Consider the following 12801-nt stretch of genomic DNA (forward strand, 5'->3'; position numbering starts at 1 on the left):
TTTCTCAAGATTGTATAATCTGCTTCAGGTAATCCGAAGGCGAGACGCCGAATTCCTCTTTAAAGCATTGGCGGAAATATCCCGTACTGTTCATTCCTACTTTATAGGCGATTTCAGAGATGTTGAACTTTCCTTCAAGCAGTAAACGTTCTGCATTCTGCATTTTCACTTTCCGGATATATTCGTTGGTCGATAATCCTGTCAGTGCTTTCATTTTCCGGTAGAGGGTGGAACCGCTCATACACATCTTGTCTGAAAGATAGGTAATATCAATTTTCTCCGAAGAGAGGTTTTCTTCGATTAAAAGGGTGATTTTTTCAATAAATTCATTATCCAGCTTGCTTAGAGCTTCGGCGATTACGATACGTTTTTCTTTTAAATCTGCCTGATTGCCCGGAACGGATTGTGTCTGGAATTGAGCTATCAGTTTCTTTCTTGATTCCAGCAGATTATTGATACGGCTGCGTAGCAGAGAAGCACTGAAAGGCTTTGTCAGATAAGAATCGGCTCCTACTTCGTATCCTTCTTCTTTATCTTGCAGAGAATCTTTGGCTGTCAATAGGATGACAGGGATATGACTGGTTCGTACGTCTTCTTTCAATTGCCGGCAGAGAGTGATACCGTCCATGACAGGCATCATAATATCGCTGACTACAATATCTGGGATGCGGCTAAGAGCTTGTTGCTTCCCTTCTTCTCCATTGTAGGCGGTGAGTACTTCGAACGAATCTGCGAAGGACTCGGCGATATATTTCTGTATCTCTTCATTGTCTTCTACAATCAACAGGATTGGTTTGCCGGTATCCAGTGTGGTTTCTTGTGGATATTCAAGGCTTGCTTCCTGATTCGTATCTTCTTGAATCAGTTCTGTAGAATCTGCGTGTAAGGCATTGGGATAGATATTATCCGTCAATAGGCTGATATAGAAAGTACTTCCTTCGTTTTGCATACTTTCTGCCCGGATTTCTCCTTCATGCAGGGTGACCAGATTCTTCACTAGGGCCAAGCCAATGCCTGTGCCGGATGCCTGATGCTTGCCGCTTTCCTGATAATAACGGTCAAAAATATGTGGCAGGGCTTCAGCAGAAATTCCATATCCCGTGTCACTGACTTTTATCTCCGTATAAGCAACTTCATTGCGCATTGTCTGATACAAACTTAGAGTGACGCGTCCCTGTTCCGTATATTTGATCGCATTGGAAATCAGGTTGTCCAAAACGATGGTAATGATTTCCTTATCAAAGAAAAGGAGCATTTCTTCTTTCTCTATTTGAATCTGGAAATCAATCTTGGTCTTTTGATTTAGTTCTTTGTATTTAAGCCCTATCTCATAGATCAGAGGAGCGATATTGCCTTTGCTGACACACAATTTCTTGTTTTGTGTCTCTGTCTTCCGGAATTCCAGTATTTGATTAATCAAGTTGAGCAGCCGTAGTGCACTCTGATGGATGACAGATAACTTTTGGGCTTGTTTTACCGGAAGTGAGGTCTCTTTTTGCATATCTTCCAGAGGACCGAGGATTAAGGTCAACGGCGTACGCAGCTCATGGGTGATATTGGTATAGAATCGCAGACGTTCCTGGTTCAATTCCTGTTCCTGCTCATGGTTTTTCTTTTCCAAAGTGTAGAGACTTTCCAAATCCAGCTTCTTTTTATATGCATGCAGGATAAGGTAAATGATGCTGATAGATACCAAAATATAGATAAGCTTTGCCCACCATGTCAACCAAAGAGGGGGATTGACACGGATGGTAAGTGAAGTAGCTTCTTCGGGCCATTCTTGATTATGTACCCTTGCTTTGATGAGGAATTCATATTTTCCCGGAGGAATGTTTCGGAAAGTGACGCTGTTGTTCTCATTGACGGTGTACCATGAGTTTTCAAGCCCTTTCAGCATATAAACATATTCCACTTGGTTGACTAGTGAGTAGTTTTGTACGTTAAATGTAAGTCCAAAGCTATTTTGCGCATGACTTAATTCTACATTCTGTCCTTTGGATAAATTGATAATCATGTCATTGTTTTCCAGATTGCTTAACCGTCCGAGTATTTTCATTTCTGTGATAACTGCTGCCGGAGCTGGTTGTTCGTTCATGGTGATATCGGGATTGAAACAGCATACTCCATTGATAGAACCGAAATAAATCCATCCGTTCTTGTTTTGTGTAACACAACTGCTTGAGAAACTTCCTGCCGGTACATCATCAGAGTGACTATAATTGTAAAAACAGTCTTTGCTTGTAACATAACAGCTGATACCTTTGTTGTTACTAAACCAGATATTTCCTTTTTTGTCTTCTGCTATAGCGCAGATATTTGTATTGATCAGGCCGTCTTTCCGTTGATAAGTCTTATAATTCAGTTCATCGGTAGACAGGAAACAAACCAATCCCTCTCCTGTTCCTATCCACATTCTTTTTTGTTTATCTTGTATGATCTGGTTGACAGTATTGGAACAGAAACCATCCCTTTGAGTGAACGTTTTGATTTTTTGTAAGTCCGGGGTGTATATACCAAGTCCGTCTCCGAAAGTCCCAATCCAGAAACGCCCTTTCTCATCTTGAGTTATGGAGCGTATAAAGTCACTTTGTAGTTCGCTGTTTTCTGTATTGTAATGTCGGATAATCTCCATTGTAAGAGGGTTCAATATAACAATCCCTCCACTGTATCCTACCCAAATGTTGTGCTGGGTATCTTCATAGATCGTACGGACATCCAGATTAGATTGCCCCATAAGAGAGATGGAACGGAATTTTTTATTCCGGTTATCATAATAGCTGATTCCCCCTTGGTAGGAACCAAACCATAAATTACCTTTTGAATCCTGCAAAGAGGCTAATATAAAATTCGAAGGAATATTTCCACTCTCTTTTTTATAGATAGCGATACGTTTCTCTCCTTCAAATACATTGATTCCTCCACCGTCTGTTCCGATCCAAACCCGTCCTTGTCTGTCCATACAGAGGCTACTGGCTACTTTGTTGTTCAAACTGTTCTCATTGTTTGGAATAGGGGAATAGCTCAATGTGGTGAACAAAGGTGGTTTACTGCTGATAAAGTTGATTCCTCCTCCCCATGTCCCTATCCAGATATTATCAAAAGAATCCTGGAATATGCATCGGGCACTTGCATTAGAAAGACTTCGGCTATCAGCACCCTCCTGTATATATTCAAGAGAAATCTCTTCTGGCGAGAGGAACATACTTTGTTTAAGGTTTAATATGGCAATACCATTGAGTTCTGAAGCAATCCAAAGCCTATTATCTTTCAGTTGGCGGATAGATAATATACGGCTGCATAAAGTAGCATACTTGTCATTCTTGTTGTTTTTGAACATTATGAAGTTTTCATTAGCAGCATCATATAGAGCCAATCCGTTATTTGTACCTAACCAGATATTTCCATTTGCATCTTTTATAATACAAAACACATCATTACCGGGCAAACTCATTGGGTTTCCGGCTTCGTTCCGGAAGTTTTTTACGCTCTTGTCTTTTGGAGAAAAAATACTGAACCCGCTTCCGACATGCCCGATATACAAATTTCCATCACCTCCGTCCAATACTGTCCATGTCTGGTCGCAAGGTAGACCGGGAACTGTACTTTTATTATAATGAGTGAATTGTCCGCTGGTGATATCAAGGTATTCTATACCTCTATAATAGGTACTAATCCATAAACCATCATCATGTTGAGTGGAAGGAGAAATGTCTGTTACGTCATTCGTAATCAGACTATGTGGATTTTCCGGGTTATGTTGATAAGCGGTAAATGTTTGCTCATTATAATTGTATGCATTTAGTCCGTCTCGTTGAGTGGCTATCCAAATAATAGGACGTTTGGTGTCTGCATACACCCGGTTAAGCTCGTTGCCGGTAATTCCCTGATTATTCTGTGCCAAATCATTTTTATAGTAAGTAGTAAAGCGGGTACCGTCAAACTTATTAAGTCCTTCTTCTGTGGCAAACCATAAGAATCCTTGTTTATCTTGTGTAATGCTGACTACATAATTATTTGATAATCCTTGCTCTATCCCCAATCTTTTTACAGAATGAGACTGGGCTATCAACTGAAAAGTTGATAACAAGAATAAAAATAGAATAGAAGCAATGTGTTTTTTCATAACTTGTGCTTATTTGTTTCAATTACAAGTCCAAAAATAGGAATAAATATTTTATTTAGAGTATGTAAATCGTTCATTGCATGATTTGTGTAGCTCTTATGCATGATTTTTGTTTATTCAGTCTATATCAATGACGTATATTTGTGTTCGAAAAAACAATAAAAAATGTTTAATCTTTAAATTCTAATTTATGAGGTATTTAAGAATCTTATGCATATGTATCATACAGCTGTTTCTGTCTGCTGTTGCATTTGCACAAACACAAGTTACAGGACATGTAGCTGATGTAAGGGGAGAGGATATCATTGGTGCCAATGTAACTGTAAAGGGAACTTCTAATGGGACAATTACAGACATTGATGGTAATTTTACAATCAATGTAGATGATAAGAATGGAACACTGGCAGTCTCGTTTATTGGTTATAAGACTAAAGAAGTGAAGATTGGCGAAAAGGCACGTCTTCAGATTGTTCTTGAAGAAGATACCGAAACTTTGGATGAAGTTGTAGTGGTAGGTTATGGTACACAAACCAAGAAAAGTTTGACCGGAGCAATCAGTGATGTCAAGTCTGATGCGTTGACACGTTCTGTTTCTACTACCACTGCTGGAGCATTGTCCGGTAAAATAGCAGGTGTATCTACACGTGCTGTGGATGCTCGTCCGGGTAGGGGAATTAATCTCGAAATTCGTAATATGGGTAGTCCGCTGTTTGTAATTGATGGTATTCCTTATGGAGGTATGAATAGTCGTGACTGGTTGCAGGCATCGGATGTTTCCGGTAGTGACGTTTTTAATGCTCTAAACATTGAAGATATTGAAAGTATCACAGTCTTGAAGGATGCTTCTGCTGCTATCTACGGTTTGCGTGCATCAAATGGTGTGGTTTTGGTAACCACCAAGAAAGGTAAAAAGAATGATAAGGTAAGTATCAATGTAAATGGATATTATGGCTGGCAAAACCTGACCCGTTTCCCGAAACTGGCAAATGCAGGACAATATGTAAGAGGGTTGGCTGAAGCAGCGCAGAATAGAGGTGAAGATCCAAGCAAGCTATATAGCCCCGAAGAACTGGCGAAATGGGAAGCCGGTACGGAACCGGGATATAAGAGTTATGACTATTATGATATGGTGATGAGAAAAAATGTGCCACAGTACCACATTAACGCTAACGTGACGGGTGGTTCTGAAAAGACCAATTACTACCTTTCTGTAGCTCATACCGGACAGGATGCCATGATGCGCGACTTCAAATACGAACGTACCAACCTTCAGTTGAATATTGATACAAAGATTACAGATTGTTTTACGATCGGTGCACAGATCAGCGGTAAATACGAAAAGACCGAAGATGTAGGTTTGCCTGGCGGTGATGGATATTATTCGGCTATTTTGTCTATGTTCAAAATGCAACCGATTGAAAGTCCTTATGCTAATGATAATCCGGAGTATATCAATAATGTACATGAGAATGGTTACAATCCGGCAGCTTTCAGCCGTGATATTGCCGGCTATAAAGATAATCTGACTCGTAATGCCAATATCAATGCTTATGCGCAGTATGATTTCTCATTTGGTTTGACTGCAAAGGCTACTTTCTCGTACAATTATACTAACAGTCGTTTTGACGGTTATCAATATGCTTATCAGATTTATACCTACGATAAGGAGAAAGAGACTTATAATGGGACTCCTGCCGTAGGACGTTGGAGAAGTCAAATCGATCGTAGCGTTCCTGCGCGTTATATGCAGTTACAATTGAATTATGCCAAACAGATTAAGAACCACAATATTTCGGCTGTTTTGGGTTATGAAGCCTCCGATTACGATTGGACTAAGAAGACTTATGGAACAGAACCTTCTACCGACTATTTGCCGCTATTGCAGTTCGATGAACTTAACAGTTTCGGTGATGAATGGAGCTACGAGGCACGTGCCGGATGGATTGGTCGTATCAATTACGATTTTGCTCACAAATATCTGATTGAATTATTGGCTCGCTATGATGGCTCTTATCTTTATGCAGCGAATAATCGTTGGGGATTCTTCCCGGGTGTATCTATCGGTTGGAGAATCTCGGAAGAGAAATTCTTTGAAAAGTTGAGACCAGTTGTAGATGATTTAAAGATTCGTGCTTCTATCGGTCAGACAGGTACAGAAAAAGATGTAAAGTTGTTCGATTACTTGAGTGGTTATACTTGGAATAATGGTAATGCTGTATTGGATGGCGAGCTGGTTACCGGATTGAACCAAAGAGGATTACCTATTACAAATCTATCCTGGACTAAGAATACGACATCGAATATCGGTTTTGATTTGACTATGTTCAATAATCGTTTGAAGATCACAGCCGATGCTTTCCGTAAGGATATTACCGGTGTGCCGGCTGCCCGCTATGATGTATTGCTTCCGAGCGAAGTAGGCTATTCGCTACCTAACGAAAACTTGAACAAACAAGCTTATATTGGTGCGGAGGGTATGGTTACATGGACCGACCATATCGGTGATTTGAATTATACCGTAAGCGGTAATTTTACTTTCTCACGTTACAAAAGTATTGAGACTTACAAACCACGTTTTAATAACTCCTGGGATGAATATCGCAATTCTGCAGAAGGTCGTTGGGGAGGTATTTATTGGGGATATCAGGTAATCGGCCAGTTCCAGTCGGAAGAAGAAATTTGTAATTATCCGGTAAACCTGGATGGAAATAATAACCGCACCCTGCTTCCTGGTGACTTTATCTATAAAGATGTGAATGGTGATGGCATCATCAATGGTATGGATGAGCGTCCTATCGGTTATCCTGAAGGCTGGGCACCTATCATGTCATTTGGTGGTAATATCGGTTTGCAGTGGAAGGGCATTGACTTGAATATCGACCTTTCCGGTGGTGCTATGCAAGGATGGAGACAGAACTATGAGTTGGCCAATGCATATCATGGCAACGGAAACTCTCCGGTTTATTTGTTGGAAGACCGTTGGCATCGTGCCGACTTGTATGATCCGGATAGTGAATGGATACCGGGACGTTATCCGGCCATCCGTAAAGGTGAATTCAGCTATAACAATAAGAATAGTGACTTTTGGTTGCACAATGTACGCTATCTGCGTATCAAGAACTTGGAAGTGGGTTACAGCTTGCCGGCTCAACTGTTGAGACCGATCCGTGCACAGAAGGTACGTGTTTATGCGAATGTTTCTAACTTGTGTTCGTTCGACAATGTGGGTAAGTTTGGAGTCGATCCTGAAATTACTGCCGCAGCTGCAGTGGTATATCCGCAACAACGTACATTCCTCCTTGGATTTAATATTACATACTAAAAACGAAAGTGATCATGAAAAGCAAATCTATAAAAATACTTCTGATGGGAGCTGCCATCACTTCCATGTTATCGAGTTGTGGTGACAGTTGGTTTGAAAGAGAACCCAAAAACATTCTTACTAATGAGTTGGTATGGAATGATCCGAACATGATTAAATCGCAGTTGGCCAATCTTTATAATCGTATTCCGCAGTTGCACGGTGATTTCAATACCGGTGGTATGTGTGAAACAGACGATGCTATGTATTGTGGTACATTAGATCAGAATTATCGTAACGAACTGCGTTATGGAAACGACTACGGACGCTGGTGGGATTACGGACTGATACGTGACATCAATATGTCTATTGAGAATATCGATAAGTATGGAACCGATATTTCGGCAGATGAGAAACTTCAGTTCAAAGCAGAGTTCCGTTTTATCCGCGCCTACGTTTATTTTGAGCTTGTAAGACGTATGGGTGGTGTACCATTGATTACAACGACTTTGGAGTATGACTTTAGTGGAGATCCTTCTTATTTACGCAATCCGCGTGCAAAGGAACACGAAATATATGATTTTGTATATAGTGAATGTGAAGCGATTAAGTCGCAATTGGGTAATAAAGGCAGTCAGACTCGTGCCAACTATTACACAGCGTTAGCGTTAGAAAGTCGCGCTATGTTGTATGCCGGTTCTATCGCTAAGTACAACGCGCTGAAAACTCCTAATATTGTGACTTCCGGTGGAGAAGTGGGCATTCCGTCCGATATGGCAGATGATTACTATCGCAAATCATTGACAGCTTCGCAAGAGATTATCACAAAAGGTGGATATGAACTTTATGAGAAGGAGTCAGATAAAGGGGTGAATTTCTACAAGATGCTTATGGACAAGACCCTGAATAAGGAAGCAATTTGGGTGAAAGATTATAAGAATCCTCTGAAGGTGCATAGCTTCGGTTATGATAATGTAGTCCATCATTTAAGAGAGGATAACGACAACTCTTCTTGCATCGGCCCATCACTAGGATTGGTAGAGGCTTTCGATTATCTGGATGGAACTCCGGGAACGCTACATTATAAGAATGGTGATGATTATGTAGTATATGACACTCCAAGCGATATTTTTGCCAATAAGGATGCACGTTTGTATGGTACGATTATCTATCCGGGTTCCAAGTTCAGAAATCAGGATGTGGATATTCAGGCAGGAGTAGCAGTTTGGAACGATAAGACCGGTTCTTATGACTTGCTGACAGACTCGAAATTGGGAAGTTTTTATGAAGATAATAAAACTTTTGTCGGTCAGGACGGACCTCAAACCAATAGTCCTAATGTGAGCAACACCGGATTTTATATCCGTAAGTTTATCAGTGAGGCATCCGGTTACACTCTCCGTAACTACGCTGAAAACTGGTGGCCTTGGTTCCGTTTGGGTGAAATCTATTTGAATGCCGCCGAAGCTGCTTTCGAATTGAATGACGAACCGACAGCTTTACCCTACATCAACCGTTTGCGTCAGCGTGCCGGTTTCCCGGCCAACAGCTTGACAAGCCTGACAATAGAAAAGATTCAGAACGAACGTCGTGTGGAATTGGCTTTCGAAGATCACCGTTATTTTGATATGAAACGATGGAGAATAGCTGATATTACCTGGAACGGAAATACTGATAATGATAAAGCTATCGTATATGGTTTATATCCTTATCGTATTGCAGTGGCAAAACCGGGAACACAGGATCAGGACAAGTACATTTTCGTAAAGACCAGATCCGAACGTTTCAAGGTGGCAAGAACCTTCCAGCAGTCCAACTATTATTCATTCATTGCTGATGATGTAATTAATAACAATCCGACGATTGTTAAGAATCCATTCCAATAAAAAATAAGAGATTATGAAAAAGATTATACCTTTCTTTATTATGATATGTTGTTTGTTGGCAGTAAGCAGTTGCAGCTACGACAACTTTGAGGAACCTAAAGCCACATTAACCGGAAAAGCTATTTATGACGGTGAGGCAGTAGGGGTTAGAAGCGGAAGTTCCGAATTTGCTTTGTTTCAGGATGGTTATGCTCTGAAAGGTTCTATTCCGGTGTATATTGCCCAAGATGGAAGTTATTCCGTGTCGCTTTTCAATGGTGATTACAAATTGGTGCGTATGGGTAATGCACCTTGGGAAAGACCTTCTAATGATACGATCTATATTACCGTAAAAGGAAACACTGTGCAGGATATTCCTGTGACGCCGTATTTCTTTGTCAGAAACGTGTCTTTTGCTAAAAATGCTAACAAGATTACAGCACGTTTCACCATTAACAAAGTGGTTGCCAATGCCAATATGGAAAACGTAGGTATCTATTTAGGTACAGGTATTCTGACGGATGAGAAGCAGAAAGAAGCAGAGTTGAAGTTGGGTAATGCTGTTTCACTCGATCAGGAAAACACAGCTGAAATTGAAATCCCGAGTGGTTTGGTAAACGAATCGTATCTTTACGCCCGTGTGGGAGTCAAATCGGACAAATCATCAGAATATTGCTATAGTCAGTCTATTAAGGTAGCATTGAAATAAATAGTATCAAGAATATAATACTTGAGGGGGAAGTATCGCAACCTGATATTTCCCCCTTTATCTAATGAATGAAAATAATGATAGTAACGATTAAACAAACTCTAATTGCGTTCGGTCTGCTGTTAGCGGTGACGTTTCCCGCTTTCGCACAATCCGGGAATCCTGTCTTGCCGGGTTTTCATGCCGATCCTGAAATCTTGTATTCTAATAAGACAAAGAAATACTACATTTATTCTACTACGGACGGTCAGCCTGGATGGGGCGGTTGGTATTTTACTGTTTTTTCGTCCGTCGACTTGAAGAATTGGAAGGATGAAGGAGTCATGCTGGATTTAAAGTCAGACCAAGTGCCTTGGGCGGATGGTAATGCGTGGGCGCCATGTATAGAGGAAAAGTTAGTAGGAGATCAATATAAATATTTCTTTTATTACAGTGGAAATCCTAAGACAGGAGGAGGAAAGCAGATCGGAGTGGCTACAAGTGATTCGCCTGCCGGACCGTTTGTTGACTTGGGACATCCTATTATAACGGATTCACCTACAGGACACGGACAACAGATTGATGTGGATGTGTTCACCGATCCGGCTTCGGGGAAGTCATATTTGTATTGGGGAAACGGTTATATGGCAGGTGCAGAGCTCAATGATGATATGATTTCAATTAAGAAAGAGACTATCACGGTGATGACTCCTGAAGGAGGAACGCTACAGGATTATGCGTATCGTGAGGCTGCTTATGTGTTTTATCGTAACGGGCTTTACTATTTCATGTGGTCGGTAGACGATACCGGCTCTCCTAATTATCATGTAGCTTATGGCACTTCGACATCACCTTTGGGACCGATTAAAGTAGCTAAGAACCCTGTCGTATTGATCCAAAACCCGGAAAAGGAAATATATGGCCCTGCTCATAATTCCATCTTGCAAGTTCCCGGTACTGATAAATGGTATATTGTTTATCATCGCATTAATAAGAATTATCTGAAGAGTGATCCCGGTGTTCATCGTGAAGTATGCATAGATCGTATGGAATTTAATGAAGATGGGAGCATTAAGCAAGTAATACCCACTCGTTAGTTATATCTTTTCGGATTTCAATAGATTGTTTGTATGTTTTTAGAACCGTATTGTGTGATTTGAATAATTAAAGATTTTAGATGAATAGGATGAAAGGTAAAAAGATTTTAGCCGCTTTAGGCTTCTTCTCAATAGCCGGTGTGGCAGGTGGATGTTCCCAACCTGCCCCCAATATACGTTATCAGATAGAAACAGACCAACCCTGTCAGACGATGGCATACTTTAGTGCTTCCGATGCCTGGAGTATGCAATTCATCGGGCTTTGGCCGCAGGAGGAACAAAACCAAATAGCCGACTGGTTGTTCAGCACGGAGAATGACGCCAACGGACAACCGAAAGGTATCGGACTGTCACTCTGGCGTTTCAATGTCGGAGCAGGTAGCACGGAGCAAGGAGAGGACAGTCAAATTGCTTCCCCCTGGATGCGTGCCGAATGTTTCCTGAATCCCGACGGAACATACGATTGGAACAAGCAACAAGGTCAACGAAACTTTCTGAAACTGGCTAAAGAACGGGGAGTCAACAAATTTCTGGCTTTCCTGAACTCTCCTCCCGTATATTACACACAGAACGGATTGGCTACCAACACCGGCCGTGGAGGTACGGCGAACCTGAAACCGGATTGTTATGAAAAGTACGCTCGTTTTCTGGCTGATGTAGTGCAGGGAGTAGAACAACACGATGGCATCAAGTTCAACTATATCTGTCCTTTCAATGAACCGGACGGACATTGGAACTGGGTCGGTCCGAAGCAGGAAGGCTGTCCGGCAACGAACAGGGAAGTAGCCCGCACGGTTCGTCTGTTAAGCAAAGAGTTTGTAGACCGGGACATGGATACACAGATTATGGTTAATGAGTCTTCCGATTATCGTTGTATGTTCCGCACTCACGAAACGGATTGGCAACGGGGGTATCAGATTCAGGCTTTCTTCTGTCCGGATAGTGTGGATACGTATTTGGGAGATACTCCGAATGTTCCCCGCCTGATGCTCGGTCATAGTTATTGGACAACGACCCCGTTAAGTGAATTACGTAATATCCGCTGCCAGCTACGGGATACATTAGATAAACATCAAGTTGGTTTCTGGCAAACAGAAACCTGCATCATGGGCAATGATGAAGAAATTGGTGGTGGAAATGGTTTCGACCATACGATGAAAACGGCGCTCTATGTGGCACGTATCATTCATCACGATATTGTGTATGCCAAAGCTGAAAGCTGGCAATGGTGGCGTGCTATTGGCGGTGATTATAAGGATGGATTGATTCGCGAATATACTACGGATGATAACTTCCTGAATGGCAGAGTGGAAGACTCCAAACTGATGTGGGCTTTAGGTAATTATAGTCGTTTTATTCGTCCGGGGGCAGTCCGGTTGTCCGTTTCGGCTTTCGATCAAACAGACGCTTTGATTCCTGATGGCGACACCGATCAGCAGGGATTGATGTGTTCTGCTTATAAGAATGTAGACGGAACGTATGTGATGGTAGTGATTAATTATGCCAATGAAGAAAAAGAGTTTTCTATTCATGAAGGAAAAGTAGGAAATGCACAATGGCAGATTTATCGTACTTCAGATAAAGAAGGGGAAGATTTGCTTCCGGTGGGGACAGTGAAAAGTGGAAAGATTGTTCAGATTCCGGCTCGTTCTATTATAACGCTTCAGAGCAAATAATTAAAAACGGCTTTATATTTTTATTTCTTTTTGAAAGTTGTACATTTGTGT

The 12801-nt window shown here is 41.3% G+C and carries 6 protein-coding genes; 5 read left to right on the forward strand and 1 reads right to left on the reverse strand.

The window, feature by feature from the left end; genetic code table 11:
* Positions 1-4: 4 nt before the first annotated feature.
* Entirely contained in the window at positions 5-4123 is a 4119-nt protein-coding gene (locus DXA54_RS03035; RefSeq protein WP_120078955.1) for a hybrid sensor histidine kinase/response regulator transcription factor, read from the reverse strand.
* Between the two features lie 190 nt (positions 4124-4313).
* Here DXA54_RS03035 and DXA54_RS03040 point away from each other — a divergent pair, with 190 nt between their 5' ends.
* The 5 genes from DXA54_RS03040 (at position 4314) to DXA54_RS03060 (ending at position 12750) form a co-directional block, all read left to right on the forward strand.
* A complete protein-coding gene (locus tag DXA54_RS03040) occupies positions 4314-7445 on the forward strand; it encodes a SusC/RagA family TonB-linked outer membrane protein (protein ID WP_120078956.1) in 3132 nt (1043 codons plus the stop codon).
* Between the two features lie 14 nt (positions 7446-7459).
* A complete protein-coding gene (locus tag DXA54_RS03045) occupies positions 7460-9310 on the forward strand; it encodes a RagB/SusD family nutrient uptake outer membrane protein (protein WP_120078957.1) in 1851 nt (616 codons plus the stop codon).
* Between the two features lie 13 nt (positions 9311-9323).
* Entirely contained in the window at positions 9324-9998 is a 675-nt protein-coding gene (locus tag DXA54_RS03050; RefSeq protein ID WP_120078958.1) for a DUF3823 domain-containing protein, read from the forward strand.
* 68 nt (positions 9999-10066) lie between these two features.
* Entirely contained in the window at positions 10067-11074 is a 1008-nt protein-coding gene (locus DXA54_RS03055) for a family 43 glycosylhydrolase (RefSeq protein ID WP_120078959.1), read from the forward strand.
* Positions 11075-11154: 80 nt separating this feature from the next.
* Entirely contained in the window at positions 11155-12750 is a 1596-nt protein-coding gene (locus DXA54_RS03060; RefSeq protein ID WP_371682930.1) for a glycoside hydrolase family 30 protein, read from the forward strand.
* Positions 12751-12801: the final 51 nt, after the last annotated feature.

The organism is Bacteroides sp. OF03-11BH, assembly GCF_003604005.1.
GTDB classification, from domain to species: domain Bacteria; phylum Bacteroidota; class Bacteroidia; order Bacteroidales; family Bacteroidaceae; genus Bacteroides; species Bacteroides ovatus.